This is a genomic window from Neorhizobium sp. BT27B (assembly GCF_050455485.1).
Lineage (GTDB): Bacteria > Pseudomonadota > Alphaproteobacteria > Rhizobiales > Rhizobiaceae > Neorhizobium.
In genome coordinates, this window is sequence record NZ_JBCIYT010000008.1 from 261,017 (window position 1) to 277,183 (window position 16,167).

Genomic DNA, 16,167 nt, shown 5'->3' on the forward strand with positions numbered 1-16,167 from the left:
CTCGTTCTCCGTTATGTTATTCAGCGGCCTGCGGCAGCACCGGCACGGCCGCCAGCAGCCGTTTCGTGTAGGCATGTTGCGGATCGGCGTAGATGGCGCCGGCCTCGCCTTCCTCGACAAGCCGGCCCTGATACATGATGGCGACGCGGTCGCAGAGGTGACGGACCACGGACAGATCGTGGCTGATGAAGATCAGCGACAGGTCGAGTTCCGCCCTCAAGCGGATCAGGAGATTGATGATCTGTGCCTGGATCGACACGTCGAGCGAGGCAACCGGCTCGTCGCAGACGATCACGTCCGGCTGCATGGCGAGCGCCCGGGCAATTGCGATACGCTGTCGCTGACCACCGGAAAACTGGTGTGGAAACCGGTTGGCGAATGTCGGGTCCAGCCCCACCGCCGCCAGCCACTGTTTTACGTATTCCGGGGCTTCGGCACGGCTGACCAGCCGGTGGGCCAGCGGTCCTTCGGCGATGATATCGCCGATCCGCATGCGGCCGTTGAGCGAGGCGAACGGGTCCTGAAAGATCGTCTGGATGCGTGTGGTGATCTTTTTCGGGCTGCGGCCAGCACTCATAACCGGCTGGCCGTTGAGGCGGATCGTGCCCGCTGTCGGCACGGTGATGCCGGCCGCGATGCGTCCCAGAGTCGATTTTCCGGAGCCGGATTCGCCGACAAGGCCCAGCACTTCACCGCGCTTGAGGCTGATGCTGACGCCGTCGACGGCCTGCACCACCGTCACCGGCTGCGACAGGCCGGACTTGATTGCCAGCCCATGCAGGAGGCCCACCGGCTTCTCGAACCGTTTCACGGCATGGTCGATCACGAGATAGGGGCCGCCGAGCGGCGGCAGATTGGCGGTCGCCGATTTTCGTGGTGGCGGTGCGGCATCCGTGATGCCGCTGCCGCGCAAAAGCAGTTCGCCGGGCTTGGCGCGCGACGGCAGGGCGTCCAGCAAGGCCTTTGTGTAGTCGTGCTGCGGTTTCGTCAGTACACCGAGCGCCGGGCCGATCTCGACGATATTGCCGGATTTCATCACCGCGACGCGGTCAGCGATCGAGGAGACGATGGCAAGGTCGTGGCTGATCCAGATGAGCGCCGTGCCGAGTTCGGAGACCAGTTCCTTCATCTCGGCCAGAATTTCCGCCTGGATCGACACGTCGAGCGCCGTCGTCGGTTCGTCGCAGATAATCAGCTTTGGCCGGTGAAGAAGCGCGATGGCGATTGCCACACGCTGCCGCATGCCGCCGGAAAACTGGTGCGGAAAAAAATCCACCTTGGTTTCCGGATCGCTGATCCGCACCTGCGCCAAAGCCTTGACCGCCCGCTGGCGGGCTTCTGTCGCGCTGATGTTTTCATGGGCTTCCAGCGCCAGCTTGATCTGCGTGCCGATGCTGAGCACCGGGTTGAGCGTCATCATCGGATCCTGAAAAACCATGGAAATGGTTTTGCCGCGGATGGCGCGTAGCCCATGAGAAGGCAGGCCGACCAGTTCGCGCCCCTCGAGCCTGATCGAACCCTCGACGATGCGGCCCGGTTCATCGATCAGGCCGATGATCGAAAAACCGGTGATCGACTTGCCCGAACCGGATTCGCCGACAAGGCCCAGCACTTCGCCGGTGGCGATCGAAAACGACACGCCATCGACGGCCTTCAGTTCGCCGCGTCCGCTCGCGAACCACGTTTTCAGGTTGGTGACTTCGAGAAGCGGTGTCGCGACCATGTTGCTTGTCGTTTCTGTCATCGGCGGAGCCTCGGATTGAGCTGGTCGCGTATCTGGTCACCGACAAGATTGAGCGAGACGATGAAGAGGATCAGCGCCAGGCCTGGATAGATCGAGATCCAGTAACGGCCCGACAGCAGGTACTGAAAACCGTTAGCGATCAGCATGCCGAGCGACGGTTCGGTCGGCGGCAGTCCGACGCCGAGGAAGGAAAGCGTCGCCTCCAGCGAAATCGCGCTCGCTACCTGCACCGTCGCCACGACGATCAGCGGCGGCATCGAATTGGGCAGGATGTGCCGCAATACCACCCGCCAGGAGGAGAGCGGAATGGAGAGCGCCGCCTCGACATAATCCTTCTGCCGTTCGGCGGCGGCAGCGCCGTGGGCGGTGCGGGCAAAATAGGCGTATTGCGCAAAGATCAGCGCGAGGATCAGCTGGTAACGGCCCTGGCCGAGAATGGCGGCGATCACGAAGGCAAGCAGGATAGCCGGAAACGACAGCTGCAGGTCGACGATGCGCATGGTCAGGCTTTCGAACCGACCACCGATATAGGCAGCTGCACAGCCGACCACAGCGCCGATCACGAAAGCGATGCCGCTGGCGATGATGCCCATCTGAAGGGAGATACGCAGGCCGTAGATGATCGCCGAGAGCAGGTCACGCCCCTGCGAATCCGTGCCGAGCCAGTGGGTATAACCGCCGGTGCCGACATAACCCGGCGGACGGCGTGCATCGCGCAGCACCAGATGCGCCAGGTCATACGGATCCTGCGGTGTCACCAGCGGTGCGATCAGGGCAATCAGCACGATGACGAAGACGAACAATGCAGCGCCGACGGCGACCTTGTTGCGGCGGAATTCCTCGAGGAAACGGGAGAGTGGAGTATCGCGCATCAGGCGCGCCCCTTTCTCAAACGCGGGTCGAGCAACGCATAGGCGAGATCCACCACGAGATTGATGACGATGAACAACAGGGCGACGAACATCAGGTAGGCGACCATGACGGGCCTATCCAGCGAGGTGATGCTGTCGATGATCAGCTTGCCGAGGCCCGGCCAGGAAAAGATCGTCTCGGTGACGACGGCAAAGGCGAGCGTCGAGCCGAGTTCCAGTCCGAAGACGGTGACCAGCGGAATGGAGATCAGCCGCAGCACGTGCCGGCTCAGCACCGTGAACTCCGACAGGCCCGCAGCGCGGGCAAATTTCACCGTATCGCTCAGCATCAGTTCACGGGTGCCGGCGCGCGCCAGCCGGATCATCAGCGAGAACTTGAACAGCGCAAGATTGAGCGCCGGCAGGATCATATGGGACAGTCCGTCGCCGGTCAGAAAGCTGAAATCGACGCCGAACAGGCTGACGGTCTCGCCGCGTCCGCCGGCCGGCATGCAACCACATTGCACGGCAAACACCATGATCAGCATCAGCCCGAACCAGAAGGTCGGCACCGAAAAACCGAGGATCGACAGCGCCATGATGGCGCGCGAGACCGGGCTGTGCGGCTTGTAGCCGGCATACATGCCGATCGGGATGCCGACGAGGCTGGCAAACAGCACGGCCGCCAGCGTCAGTTCCAGTGTCGCGGGCAGGCGCGACAGGATGAGTTCGCTGACCGGCATGTTGTAAACGAAGGAGCGTCCGAAATCGCCGTGCAGGATACGGCCGACAAAGGTGAAATATTGTTGCCAGAGCGGCTGGTCGAGCCCGTATTGGGCAATCACCGCGGCGCGGATATCCTGTGTCGCGTCGGGTGAGATCAGTACGTCGATCGGGTTGCCGACGGCATAGACGCCACAAAACACCAGCGCCGACATCGCGATCACCACGACCAGCGCCTGCCATAGTCGTTGCAGGATGAAACCCAGCATGCGTTCCCTTCACCCTGCTTTGCGCAGGTTGTTCTGGTGCCTTTGTTCCGTTCACCGCCGGCCGATGGGGCGTGTGCGGTGATCGGTGCGGTTCAGTGCCAGTCGTCTTCCAGAAGCGCCCGTGTTTCGGCCACCGCCACGTCCCAGATCGCCAGCATGTCCTCGTCCGGTCGCTGGTAGAGGCCGTGATAATTGCCGTCGCCCAGCAGCTCGCGTTTCTGTGCCGCGCCGACACGTGCCAGCGCCGCGAAATCGATCCTTGGCTTGGAGGCCGCCGGCTGACGCGGATCGGTGGTGCGCGTCCAAGGAAAGTTTTCCATCCACGAAGCGTGGGAGGCGGCCGGATCGATCTCCATCACCTTGGCCAGCGTTTTGGGCGCCCGCCACCAATCGTGGAATTTGACCGATGCGTCCGGGTGGTCGTTCAGCCATTCCGAAATCACCACCGTCGCCGGCATGTTGCCGCCATGCCCGTTGACCACGAGGATACGGCGGAAGCCGGAGCGGTAGATGCTGTCGAGCAGATCGCGGATGACACCGATATAGGTGGAAAGCGATAGTGTCAGCGTGCCGGGATAGGCAGCGAAGGACGAGGCGAGGCCGTAAGACACGACGGGGAAAACCGGAATGCCGAGCGGTTGCGCGGCATCGGCAGACACCTTTTCGGCAAGGATCATGTCGGTCGCGAGGCTCAGATAGGCATGTTGTTCGACGCTGCCGATGGGCAAAATGCAGCGATCATCCTGCGCCACCCGCTCTTCCACCTGCATCCAGTTCATGTCGGCGATCTTCAATTCGCTCTCCTCATTCTCAGTCTTCGTCGCATTGCGCAAAGATTGTTCCGTTTCCCGTCTCAGCGCACAATATTTGTGCTTTTTGACCGTTTGCGTTGCATGTGGCAAAGTTCCATACGGGACTAAAAAAAGAAATTGACAGCCAATTCATGGCGCGTCAAGTTCCATACGGGACTAAATATCGAGGCGATATAGGGCGAATTTGAAGTGCGGCAGACACGTGGACCGATATTGGAGACACTCTTGCGGGAGGGCGGAAAAGCCGCCGCCGGCAAACATGGCGTCGAGGATCTGGTTGCCGTCAAGCTGTGGCAAAACCCGTGCTGGCTTTCTTTCCGCTTCAATTTTCTGGCGCTGCAGTTCAACGAGCCGATCTATCGGCTGATCGAGAAAGAGCACGGAATTCCGCGTCCGGAATTTGTGGTGCTTTATTCGCTCGGACTGTCGGACGGGCTGACGGCGAGTGCCATCTGCAGTTCCTCGGGTTTTCCGAAAAACACGATCAGCCGGGCGATCCAGAAGCTGGTCGACAAGAACATCATCCGCCGCGAGGTCGACCAGGCGGACCTGAGAAGTTTTGTCCTCTACATCACCGATGAGGGCAGACGCATCGTCGATCAGGCCATGCAGCCGATGGTAGAACGCGAGAAGGCCATGGCCTCGTCGCTGACGCCGGCCGAACAGCTGATGCTGTCGGAACTGCTGGCCAAGGTCGTCGTGGATTCCCCCAACTGGCCCCCAATGATAAACATCGAGGAGAACGAAGAATGACGACTTCCAGGACATTCCGCATCGCCGTGCTTGCGACCCTGCTGCTCGGTGGCGTATCGACGGCGGCACTTGCCGCCGACCTCACCATCGGGGTGCGTGCCGGTCCGCTGTCGATCGATCCCGATTTCACCGCTGCCGGCACCCATGCCGAGGCGATGAAACATATCTACGATTCGCTGGTGAAGTCCGGCAACAATCTCGAACTCGAGCCCGGTCTCGCCACCAGCTGGACGGCGGTCGATGATACGACGTGGGAATTCAAGCTGCGCCCCGGCGTCAAATTCCATGACGGCTCCGATTTCACCGCCGAGGACGTGAAATTCTCTATCGAGCGCATTCCGAAAGTCGCCGGCCCCAACCCCACCACCATCTATGTCCGCCGCGTCAAGGGTATCGAGATCGTCGATCCGCTGACCATCCGCATCCAGACCGACGGCCCGGCGCCGAACCTGCCGAATGATTTTATCCGCCTGTTCGTCGTCTCGCACACCGCCGCCAAGGATTATTCCGACAGTGCGGAGAAAGCGTCTGAAGGTTTTAACTCCGGCAAGGCGGCGATCGGCACCGGCCCCTATAAATTCGTCTCGTGGACGCCGAAGGAACAGCTCGTTCTTGAGCGCTTCGACGGCTACTGGGGCGGCAAGGAGCCGTGGGACAAGGTGATCCGCAAGGAAATCCCCAACGATGCTGCCCGCGTCGCCCAGCTGAAAGCCGGCCAGGTCGATCTGATCGCCCGCATCCCCGCGTCAGACGTGCCGACGCTGGAGACGGATGCGAAGCTCACCATCGTGCGCCAGGACAGCGTCTACCTGTTCAACATGGCTTTCGATTTCCGCGAGAAGTCGCCGCAGGTCAGCGCCAAGGACGGCTCGCCACTGCCCAAAAACCCCTTCATCGATCCGCGGGTGCGCGAAGCCTTCGATCTCGCCATCGATCGCGAAACGATCACCGAGATCGCCATGGAAGGCATGGGCACTGTCCAGTCGCAGCTCGTGACGCCGAACATCTTTGGGTACAATCCGGATGTGAAATCGACGATATCGGATGTCGAGAAGGCCAAAAAACTCTTGGCAGAAGCCGGTTATCCCAACGGTTTCAAGGTCACGTTCTCCTTTACCAACGACCGACTGCCGGGCGACAAGGATACCGGCACGACGATCGCCCAGATGCTGACCGCAATCGGCATTCAGGTGGAAGCCAATGCCCAGCCCGGCGCCGTCTATTTCCCGGCCAATACACGCGGCGATTATTCGCTGACCATGTCCGGCTGGGGCACGCTGACGGGTGAATCCAACTACACCCTCTCGTCACTGGTGCACAGCAACGATCCGGCCAAGAAGCTCGGCGCCTTCAACATCCGTGGTTATTCCAACCCGGAAATGGACAAGCTGATCGAGGCCGCCGGTGTCGAGATGGATGCGGGCAAACGCGAACAGTATCTGAAAGATGCCAATGCGCTGGTCGCATCCGATCGTCCCAACCTGTCGATCGCCTCGATCGTTTCGGCATGGGGCATGAAGAAGGCGATCACAATCGTGCCGCGCTCGGATGAAGACACGCTCGCCATGAACATCCGGCCTTCGAAATAAGCCTCCACGCCAACCGGAGGTAACCTGGCCGGGCATTTTTGCGCCCGGCCTTTTTTATTCAGGACAATGGAGAGGCGCTTGCGGACCGACGGCCGCTCTTTGCGCTAGCGGCGGTTAATCGCTAGCGCCTTTGACGTCCAACCTGCCAAAATGCGACCTATTGAACGAGGCTGCGCTGAGCCTGCGTCGGCACCATGTCCGGGGTTGCGATTTCGTGGGAAGCCGATCCCTGCTCTGCCGTCGGCAATGAGATGGTGTTGGAGGCGTCATGGGAAGCATTGAGGCGACGGGCCACGACGTCATGGTTTAGCCACTGCACAGGTCCAACCGGCGATGATGACGCGCCGAAGATCAACTCCCCCGTCGCTTCGACGACAAATGTGCTGAGCAGATCGCTGATGAGCAGCTTGCCGCTGCGGTGCATCGCCGTGATTTCGATGGAGGTTCCGATGGTCAGATCGGCCTGCGGCTGACTGTTGGGCATGGGCCATGCGGAGAAGTCATAAAATGGCACCATGGCTTCGTTCGCCTGCAGATCGCCGATTTTGCGGATAACGTCTTCCAGCGTAAAGCCGTCCTGCAGCAGGGCCTTGCAGGCGCGCCACTGCTCGTCTGCCCATTGGCCGCCGTTTTCTTTTTTCAAGGCGAGCAGGAGAGGGATAAGCGGCAGCTCGATGCCGGTGAACACATCCGAGGAATTGGTCCGGATCTCGGGACAGTTATAGACGGTCGCCTTTATGCCCTTTGCCCAGGCATTTTCCGCAATGCCTTCCAGACGCATCTTGGCATAGCCCTGCGTGTAGTTCGTATAGGTCTGCCAGCGATATTCGCCACCGATCAAGATGCCCGTTCCGTGGTAGCCGTATGCCGTATAGCGAACCTGGCCACCCGAGGCTTCGGTACGCTGGCGGATGGCAGCGCTGGCGTCGATGAGATGCTGGAAGGTGATCGCGGACACTTCGTCGAAATTGCGCAGAATGAGCTTGCCCATATCGCTGTCGAGCAGTGCCTGCGACGACATGTGCCGCGCGCCGGTTCCCTTGTAGATACGGTTGGCGACGACGAGAAAAACCTTCGCTTTGGGTATGCCTCCGGCCATGGTATGGGCGAAAAATACATTGCGGCCTTCAGGGATCATGCCGTCAAGCACACTCATCACCTGCGCCAGCGCATCCTTGAACCGCGTCGTTGCGACAGCCTGGCACTGTTCGATATATGCCCAGTCCAGTTTCTCCCGTTCCCAGCTTTCCAGCGTCATGCCAGCCAGAAGGTCTGTCGGGGTTGGGCCACCCTCGGGGGCATCGAGATCGAAACCGGCCATCAGCGGGATATTGATGATCTCGCCGCCCAGCCGCTGCTCGGCTTCGGAAAGCTCTTCGGCCGTCAGCGGGCGCAGGCAATTGTTCTCGTCGCGCCGTCCAACGGTAATTCCCACGATCCGCAAACCGGCTTTGCGTGCCTGCTCGACAAGCCCGGTCGCATAACCACGGCCAAACAGCTCTCCGAAAAGAACGAAGACGTCGCCTTTGCGAAACACGGTATTTTCGGTGATGGTCTTGAGCGGGATCGGATTTTTCATAGCTTCAGTTCTCAAACATCTCGGTCGTCGCGCGGTCGGCACGACAATCGCTGCAGCCTAATTGGAGATAGAAGGGCGCGATGGAAAGTCATTTAAAGTGACCGAACATATCGAAACGTGAACTGACGCACCGGTTTATCCGCCTGCCGACCACAGCGCGCTCATCGCAATCCATACCCCCGAGCCAGTCTTCGCAGCACTTCGCGACGCCTGAAACCGGATTTTCTCAAATGAAATCGGCATGATTTCGGATTGTTGGCGCCGTCTTGGCGAAGGAAAAGCGTTTCCTTTCATCGCCCAATGAAAAGAAAAATCTACCTTTTTTATAGAATATTGAGCGCCTAGCCTTGCATTGATCAATTCCGGTCAAGGCAAGGAAACCGGCTCTTCATGTCACTGACATCCGCATTCGAAACATCCCGACCGCTGTCCGCCCGAAGCCAGAATGCGGGGAGATTCGCATCGCCACAATGGGCGCTCTTCAGTTGGTTGCGGGCCGGTCAATTCGCGCTTGCTGCCGTGATCCTGCTGGTGATCCAGTATGCCGTCGACAGTGGATCGGTCAAACAGATCTATCTCGCATCACCGACCCAGATCGTCGCCGCATTTCCGAGATTGCTTTTCGAAAACAACCTTCTCTACCATCTCTATATCACGCTGTCGGAAGCGCTGCTGGGGTTCGCTCTGGCGCTGACGCTCGGTGTCGCGACAGGCGTCGCGATGGGCCTGTTCGCCAAAGCCAACACATTCTTCGGGCCTTTCCTTGTCGCCATGATGGCCATTCCCAAGGTGACGATCATCCCGCTTCTGACGCTCTATCTGGGCATCGGTTTTTCCCACAAGGTCTTCATCGTTTTTCTGTTCGGCTATTTCATCTTCGTCTTCAACACGATTGCCGGCATTCGCCAGGTCGATGAAAAACACCTGAAGGTGGCGCGCGCCTTCGGCGCCAGCCGCCTGCAGATCGTCACCAAGATCATCCTGCCATCGGCGGTTCCATCCATCATGGCGGCCGTTCGGCTGGAGGCGGCCATGTGCCTGGTGGCGGCGCTGTTTGCTGAAATCGTCGCCTCCAAGGCCGGGCTCGGCAACATGCTCAACCGCGCCGTCGGCGTCTACGACACGGCCAGCGTTTTTGCTCTTGTCGCCACCATCACGGCAATCGCGCTGGTCACCGTTTCCCTCATCAACCTTCTGGAGAAGCGTGTGTTTCTCCGTTGGAAATACGTCTGATTTCGTCAAACCACAGGACAATTTTCATGAATTTCTTCAAGCCGATCGCCCTATTCGCCGGGTTGGTTTTTGCCAGCGGCGCCACGGCTCAAACACAGCCTGAAAAAAAGACACTGACGCTTGCGGAAAGCACCGCCTATACGCAGCAGCCGATCCGCTTCGGCGTGGAAAAGGGCTTTTTCGCGGAAGAAGGCCTGGATGTGCAATTCACCGACGTCTCGGATATTCCAACCGGTGTCGCCACCGGTGAACTGACCTTCGCCTTCGGGCCGACCAGCCAGTATCTGCGGGCTGCGGCGCTGGGCTCACCGATCAAGATCGTGTCGTCCGCCTTTCGCAGCAAGGGGCCGTTCTTCCTGCTGGCCGGCAAGAATGTAAAGGATTTCGCCGACCTGAAAGGCAAGACGATCGGCAATGCCACCGAGGGATCGAACATGGACGCCTATCTGAAGGTGATCCTGCGTGAGAACGGCATTGACCCTGCCAAGGATGTTACGCTGTTTGCCGCCGGGACCTATCAGCAGGCTTATGGCGCGCTGATTTCGGGCCAGGTCGATGCAACGATCATCCACCAGCCTTTCCCGGCCATGGCCGAGCTGGAAGGCGAAGGCAAGACGCTGGCGAGGGGCTGGGATTACCTGCCCACCTATCACACCGGCGTGCTGATCGCCGGCAACGATGTCATTGCCAACGATCCGGACCTGCTGCAGCGCGGTCTACGCGCCTATTTCCGTTCCTATACCTACGCCAAGGCCAATTACGGCGAATACATTCCCTGGCTGCAGAAACAGCTGCATCTGAACCCGCAGGCCGTCGCCAACGCGATCCGCCAAGAAGACGATATCTGGGACAGCAATCCGGCCATCGACCGCAAGGCGATCGCCGATACGCAGGCTGTCGAGATCGCGCTGGGCAACCAGAAAGAACCCTATGACGCGGAAAAGTTCATCGACGAACGTTTCATCCCCAAGGAATACGTAAAGCCGTTTTCTTATCCGGCGCGGTCGGGCGGCACTTCGAACTGAGGCTGATACCGATGACGCTGTTTCAGATCTCTTCCGTCGACAAGGTCTATCCCGGCAGCCCGCCTGTCGTGGCGCTGCAGGATATCTCGCTGAGCATCGAACAAGGCGAATTCATCGTCTTCCTCGGCCCGAGTGGCTGCGGCAAAAGCACGTTGCTGGAGCTGCTGTCCGGTTTGCAGCAGCCCAGTGACGGGCAGGTCTCCTTCCACGGCCGGCCCATCGAGGGGCCGCATCACTCGCTGGGCGTCGTGTTTCAGGATGCATCGCTACTGCCCTGGTGCACCATCGAGGACAATGTCGCGTTCGGGCTGGAACTGTCCGGGATCGGCAAGGCGGAACGGGGCAATACGGCGCGGCATTATCTCGACAAGGTGGGCCTGACCGGCTTTGGCGAAAAATATCCGCATCAGCTTTCCGGCGGCATGCGTCAGAGGGCCGGTATCGCACGTGCCCTTTCGACAGAACCGGAAGTGCTGCTGATGGACGAGCCGTTCGGCGCCGTCGATCACATCACCCGCATCAAGCTGCAGGAAGAACTGACAGGCCTCTGGCAGGAAAACCGGCGCACCATCGTGTTCGTGACGCATGATGTCGGCGAGGCGGCGTTTCTGGCCGATCGTATCGTGCTGTTTTCGCCGCGGCCCGGTCGGGTGCACACGATCTTCGACGTCGATCTGCCGCGCCCGCGCCGGCGCGGCGATCTCGACCTGCTCAAACTGGAATCGAAAATTTACGACACGCTGCATGCGGTCGAGAACCAGAGCCGTGCCGCGAACGCGCCGGTTTGATGGAGAGATGACCATGGCCCTTGAGGCACAGAACCAAACGACCAGTGACGGCAAACACCGGCAGTTGCACCTCGGCTACATGTATTGGGCCAATGGCACGCATCCGGCAGGTTGGCGTTATCCGGGCGCGGCGCATGAAGGCGCATTCGAGCCGGACCACATCGTCCGGCTGGCCAAAACTGCCGAAGCGGCAAAGTTCGACTTCTTCTTTTTCGGCGACCGGTTGGCGACCGGGCTGAATTACGAACTCACCAATACATCCGTGCTGGCGCGTTTCGAGCCGTTTACGGCTGCCTCCTATCTGGCGACCAAAACGAGCGAGATCGGCATCGTCGTCACCGCCAACCCCACCTATTACGAACCCTTCAATCTCGCGCGTCTGGTTTCCTCCCTCGATCATGTCACGCATGGCCGGGCTTCGTGGAACATCGTCACCGGCGCGGATGGGCGCGCAGCGCAGAACTACAGCCGCAGCGAACACGGCGATCCCGACTACCGTTACGATCGCGCCGACGAATTCATCGGCATCGTGCGAAAGCTGTGGGACAGTTGGGAAGACGATGCGTTTATCCGCGACAAGCATACGGGCGATTTTGTCGATGGGGAAAAGATCCATCCGCTCAACCATGTCGGCAAGACATTCAGCGTAAAGGGGCCGCTCAACGTCGCGCGTGCGCCGCAGGGGCATCCGGTCATTCTTCATGCGGGCACGTCGGAACGGTCGAGGAATTTTGGCGCGGGCGAGGCCGATGTGATCTTTGCCGCTTCAGCGACACTGGAGGACGGTGTCGCCTACGCCAACGATATGCGCCGCCGCGCCCGGGAAAGAGGGCGGCCGGACGGCCAGATCAAGATCCTGCCGGGGATCACGCCGCTCGTCGGCAGAACACGCCAGGCGGCGCGGCAGATTTATGACCAGTTGAACGCGCTGATCATCCTCGACGAGGATATACGGTTCGGCGGACGTGAACCGTCCTATTGGAGCCTTGATGCCAAGGTGGCCGAGATCCGCGGCGAGGCCGTTGGTGCCGGTCACCGCAATCTCGGTGCCCTGTCGCAGCGGGTCGGCGTGTCTCTGTTGCATGTCGGCCTCGACGATCTGGTCGATCTGGAGCGTGCGAGCGCATTCAAACACGCCGGTGCAAGGCTTCTCACCGAAACCGAGCGCCGAACCGGCCGCGGGATCGGTCAGGTCAGCTGGCGCGACCTTCTGCACAGCTACATCGTCGGCGGCCATGTCGTCGTCGGCAGTGCGCAGGATATCGCCGATTATTTCGAAAGCTGGTTCAAGGCCGGGGCCTGCGACGGGTTCAACGTGCAGTCCGCCTATGTCTACGAGCAACTGGATCTTTTCGTCGAGCTGGTCGTGCCGGAGCTGCAAAAGCGCGGCCTCTTCCGCACCGAATACGAGGGCGCAACGCTGCGCGATCGTTTCGGTCTCGAGCGTCCAGTCAATCAATTCGCTGCATGAAACGGGGTTCTTCACGATGACCAAAACACCGAAAAAGCAGAGAGAACTGCATTTTGGCCTGATGTTCTGGGCCGGCGGCACCCATCCGGCCGGTTGGCGCATGCCGTCTTCGAGGGCCGATGCCGCCTTCGATATCGAGTTCCTGCAATATGTGACGCAACTGGCGGAAAAAGCGAAATTCGATTTTCTTTTCCTTGGCGACCGGCTTGCCACCGATCCGCAGTTGCAGACGACCAATCCGGCGCAGATGTCGCGTCTCGAACCTTTCGTCTCGGGAGCGAGCCTTGCGGCAGCAACCTCCCATATCGGCATCGTGGTGACGGCCAATCCCACCTATTACGACCCGTTCACCGTCGCCCGGATGTTCGCCTCGCTCGATCATCTGAGCAAGGGACGCGCATCCTGGAACATCGTCACCGGCGCCGACGCCATCGCGGCAGCCAATTTCAGCCGCGATACCCATTGGGAAACCGAAAAACGCTATGACTGGGCCGATGAATTCGTCGATGTGGTCAAGGGATTGTGGGATACGTTCGAGGATGACGCCTTCGTGCGCGATCCGCTCAAGGGAACCTATGTGGACCCGGCCAAGGTCCATAAGCTCAGTCACAAGGGCCAGAACTTTGCGGTCGAAGGCCCGTTGAATGTCGCACGTCCCGTGCAGGGGCATCCGGTCATTCTACATGCCGGCACATCGGAGCGTTCGCGGCAGCTCGGCGCGCGCGATGCCGATGTTATTTTCGCCGGCCAGGGCACGATCGAGGCCGCCAAGGGCTATTATGCCGACATGAAGGCGAGGGCGGTGGCATACGGCCGCGACGAACTCGATTTCTCCATCCTGCCCGGCCTGACGCCGATCGTGGCACCGACGACAGAAGAGGCCGTGGCCATTTACGACAGGCTCAACGGCTTTCTGGTGCTCGACAAGGAGGACAATGACGGTGAGGAAGTGCGATTCGGTGGACTGGGACGCAACGCGCTTCGCAACCTGACGCGCGTCTCCGGCATACTCGGCGTCGACGTGCGGGGCAGCGATCATGACGCCGCCGTGCCGCGGCAGGTGGCCGAGCAGGCCTCGCCGGAAGGGCAGGCGCTGATCGCCGAGGCGACACGCCGGACACGCCGCACGCCGGAAGGGCCATCGCCGCTTCTGTTCAAGGACCTGATCTACACGACCATCTTGTCGGGCGCCGTCGTGGTTGGAAATCCGACGGAGGTCGCCGATTTCATCGAGTTATGGTTCCGTGAAAAGGCGGCCGACGGTTTTAACATCTTTCCGCCCTATGTGCCGGAATCCGTTGAGGCCTTCGTGGAACTCGTTGTGCCGGAACTGCAAAAGCGCGGGTTCTATCGCAGTGATTATTCCGGCAGCACGTTCCGCGATCATCTTGGCCTGACACGGCCGGAAAACAGGTTTGTCTCGAAAAATGCGGCAACCAGCAGCAAGGTGGCATGAAGAGCCGATATGACCGAGCTTAAGGGCGCAAACCCGTTTATCAGTGCAGAAGACCTCGCATCCCTGCAGCAGGCCGATCGGCCGGTCGTCATCCTCGCCGTCGTCAGCGATGCGCAGGACGACAAGCCACTGCGGATTGAGGGCGCGATCGATGTCGTTCTGGCCAGTGAGCTGGCGGGGCCGGGTGGCGGCACGCAGGGTGCGCGCCCACTTCCGGCCGTGGCGGACCTGCAGCAGGCGGCGCGGCGCTGGGGCCTGAACGACGACACGATCGTGGTTACTTACGACAACGGCAGCGGGTTTGCGGCGGCACGCGCGTGGTGGACGCTCACATGGGCGGGTGCCCGGCATGTCCACATCCTTGACGGCGGTCTGGCGGCGTGGACGCTGCTTGGCCTGCCTGTCAGCCGGCAACATCCCGCGCCGCCGGCGCAAGGCGACATTGTTCTGACGACCGGCCATCTCCCGGTTCTCGACGCCGACGGCGCCTTCCGTCTGGCGGGCAAGAACAAGCTCTTTGATGCCCGAACAGAAGACGTGTTTGCGCGTGGCCATATTCCCGGCGCTATCAACGCCTCCGCGTCGAGAAGTCGAGCAACTGATGGACGGCTTTTGCCGCACGACGATCTACGGGCAACACTGAGTGACGATTTTGGTGATCGGGCGGAAATCGGTGTCTATTGCGGCAGTGGTGTCTCCGCTGCGTACCAAATTGCCGCCCTCGCTGCCCTGGGCCGTCCCGCCGCCCTGTATCCTGGCTCATGGTCGGCATGGTCGGCGGATCCGCATCGTCCCGTTCAGATCGGAACGTTTCAAAAGCGCGCCGGCTGACCGGCCGTTCTGTCTGCTTGAATGCTAGGCATCGTCTGGTTCAACGCAGCAAGGTCAGCGTGTTCAGCGGAAAACTGGTCTCCTGAGCCGTGGCGAACGGCTCATCCCTTCGTGCAGTCGGAGAAAATGTTCGAACCCAGTCCGGTAATTGAGGCGCTGAAGGTGAAGGTAAGGCATTCTCAGTATATCAACATTCAATAATGCGGGTCGCAGGTTCATATCCGCTCAAGAGCTTAAATGCGAACTTTGATTCAGCCGTGCAGGTTTCTCGCATATTGATTATCTCGGTATGTGGTCATTGTTCTGGAGGTCAGATGTCAAGCATCAGTGTTGCCGAGGCAAAAGCCAGATTCGCTGGCCTCGTGGATGAAGCGGCGAAGGGTGAATTTGTTACGATCACGAGGCACGGAAAACCCGCTGCTGTGATCGTGAGTGTGGAAGCCGCAGAGCTCGCGAAGAAAGCACTGAAGAGGCCCCGTGCAAACTTTGGTGATTTCTTGTTGACCTTTCCGGGTGGAGCAGATCTCGAACGTGATCATTCCAAAATGCGCGATGTAGATCTGTGAACGGTTATCTGCTCGATACGAACATCATAAGCAAATTTGCGCCTGATAAGGTTTCTCCCTCAGCTGATGTCCGCCATTGGTTTCACCAACAAGGCATGGCGGACGCGCTGTTCTTGTCCGCAATGACAGTAACTGAGATTGAGAGGGGTCTTCGATCACTTCATCGCCGTGGTGGTTTTGAAAGGGCGAGGAGGCTTTCACTCTGGCTGGATTTTATTACTGGCACCTTTGATGATCGTATCTTGCCGATGGATACTGTTGTCGCTCGCATCGCTGGATCTATGGAAGATGAAGCCAAAGGGAAAGGGCAGAACCCGGGCCTTCGCGATATCATAATTGCTGCGACAGCTCGAGCATACGATCTGACGGTAATTACCGAGAATATGCGGCATTTCGAACCTTTGAACGTCCCGGTAGATCTCCCAGTTTTCTTCAAGACTGATCAATCGAGCTAGAGAAACCTCTGAGACTGCGGGT

At 59.9% G+C, this 16,167-nt stretch carries 15 protein-coding genes; 10 read left to right on the plus strand and 5 right to left on the minus strand.

The genetic code is table 11. The features are described from left to right. Positions 1 to 16 precede the first annotated feature (16 nt). From AAIH70_RS21850 to AAIH70_RS21865, 4 genes are all read right to left on the minus strand, one after another. Positions 17 to 1,744, minus strand: coding sequence for a dipeptide ABC transporter ATP-binding protein (locus AAIH70_RS21850; RefSeq protein WP_430035617.1), 1,728 nt, complete (start codon positions 1,742 to 1,744; stop codon positions 17 to 19). Further along, positions 1,741 to 2,616, minus strand: a complete 876-nt coding sequence (locus AAIH70_RS21855; protein WP_132277984.1) for an ABC transporter permease — start codon at positions 2,614 to 2,616, stop codon at positions 1,741 to 1,743. Before AAIH70_RS21855 ends, AAIH70_RS21850 begins: the two co-directional genes overlap by 4 nt. Beyond that, the gene (locus AAIH70_RS21860) at positions 2,616 to 3,587 is read right to left on the minus strand and encodes an ABC transporter permease (protein WP_132277987.1); all 972 of its coding nucleotides are present in this window, start codon (positions 3,585 to 3,587) and stop codon (positions 2,616 to 2,618) included. The genes AAIH70_RS21855 and AAIH70_RS21860 overlap by 1 nt, the downstream gene beginning before the upstream one ends. A 92-nt stretch (positions 3,588 to 3,679) precedes the next feature. Then, positions 3,680 to 4,381, minus strand: a complete 702-nt coding sequence (locus AAIH70_RS21865) for a creatininase family protein (protein WP_430035619.1) — start codon at positions 4,379 to 4,381, stop codon at positions 3,680 to 3,682. A gap of 243 nt (positions 4,382 to 4,624) precedes the next feature. Here AAIH70_RS21865 and AAIH70_RS21870 point away from each other — a divergent pair, with 243 nt between their 5' ends. Then, positions 4,625 to 5,152, plus strand: coding sequence for a MarR family winged helix-turn-helix transcriptional regulator (locus AAIH70_RS21870; RefSeq protein ID WP_430035621.1), 528 nt, complete (start codon positions 4,625 to 4,627; stop codon positions 5,150 to 5,152). Beyond that, positions 5,149 to 6,741 carry an ABC transporter substrate-binding protein gene (locus tag AAIH70_RS21875; RefSeq protein WP_430035624.1) on the plus strand — a complete coding sequence of 531 codons (1,593 nt, stop codon included), beginning with the start codon at positions 5,149 to 5,151 and terminating at the stop codon, positions 6,739 to 6,741. Before AAIH70_RS21870 ends, AAIH70_RS21875 begins: the two co-directional genes overlap by 4 nt. Positions 6,742 to 6,898: 157 nt before the next feature. Here AAIH70_RS21875 and AAIH70_RS21880 read toward each other — a convergent pair whose 3' ends face one another. Then, positions 6,899 to 8,320: an enoyl ACP reductase FabMG family protein gene (locus tag AAIH70_RS21880; protein ID WP_430035626.1), complete on the minus strand. Its 1,422-nt coding sequence runs from the start codon at positions 8,318 to 8,320 to the stop codon at positions 6,899 to 6,901. A 390-nt stretch (positions 8,321 to 8,710) separates the two neighbouring features. Between AAIH70_RS21880 and AAIH70_RS21885 the strand changes: the two genes are divergently transcribed. The 8 genes from AAIH70_RS21885 to AAIH70_RS21920 all read left to right on the plus strand — a co-directional run bounded on the left by AAIH70_RS21885 (position 8,711) and on the right by AAIH70_RS21920 (position 16,145). After that, positions 8,711 to 9,553, plus strand: coding sequence for an ABC transporter permease (locus AAIH70_RS21885; RefSeq protein ID WP_132277995.1), 843 nt, complete (start codon positions 8,711 to 8,713; stop codon positions 9,551 to 9,553). A 26-nt stretch (positions 9,554 to 9,579) separates the two neighbouring features. Further along, a complete protein-coding gene (locus AAIH70_RS21890) occupies positions 9,580 to 10,578 on the plus strand; it encodes an ABC transporter substrate-binding protein (protein ID WP_132277997.1) in 999 nt (332 codons plus the stop codon). A gap of 11 nt (positions 10,579 to 10,589) precedes the next feature. Next, positions 10,590 to 11,366 (plus strand): ABC transporter ATP-binding protein, encoded by a 777-nt coding sequence (locus AAIH70_RS21895; protein ID WP_430035628.1) that lies wholly within the window; start codon positions 10,590 to 10,592, stop codon positions 11,364 to 11,366. Between the two features lie 13 nt (positions 11,367 to 11,379). Next, on the plus strand, positions 11,380 to 12,837 hold the full coding sequence (locus tag AAIH70_RS21900) for an NtaA/DmoA family FMN-dependent monooxygenase (RefSeq protein WP_132278001.1): 1,458 nt from the start codon (positions 11,380 to 11,382) through the stop codon (positions 12,835 to 12,837). Positions 12,838 to 12,853: 16 nt separating this feature from the next. Next, positions 12,854 to 14,293 (plus strand): NtaA/DmoA family FMN-dependent monooxygenase, encoded by a 1,440-nt coding sequence (locus tag AAIH70_RS21905; RefSeq protein ID WP_430035630.1) that lies wholly within the window; start codon positions 12,854 to 12,856, stop codon positions 14,291 to 14,293. A 9-nt stretch (positions 14,294 to 14,302) separates the two neighbouring features. Next, on the plus strand, positions 14,303 to 15,124 hold the full coding sequence (locus tag AAIH70_RS21910) for a sulfurtransferase (protein ID WP_430035632.1): 822 nt from the start codon (positions 14,303 to 14,305) through the stop codon (positions 15,122 to 15,124). A 314-nt stretch (positions 15,125 to 15,438) separates the two neighbouring features. Next, the gene (locus tag AAIH70_RS21915; protein ID WP_132278005.1) at positions 15,439 to 15,690 is read left to right on the plus strand and encodes a type II toxin-antitoxin system Phd/YefM family antitoxin; all 252 of its coding nucleotides are present in this window, start codon (positions 15,439 to 15,441) and stop codon (positions 15,688 to 15,690) included. Continuing rightward, positions 15,687 to 16,145 carry a type II toxin-antitoxin system VapC family toxin gene (locus tag AAIH70_RS21920; RefSeq protein ID WP_430035634.1) on the plus strand — a complete coding sequence of 153 codons (459 nt, stop codon included), beginning with the start codon at positions 15,687 to 15,689 and terminating at the stop codon, positions 16,143 to 16,145. Before AAIH70_RS21915 ends, AAIH70_RS21920 begins: the two co-directional genes overlap by 4 nt. Positions 16,146 to 16,167: the final 22 nt, after the last annotated feature.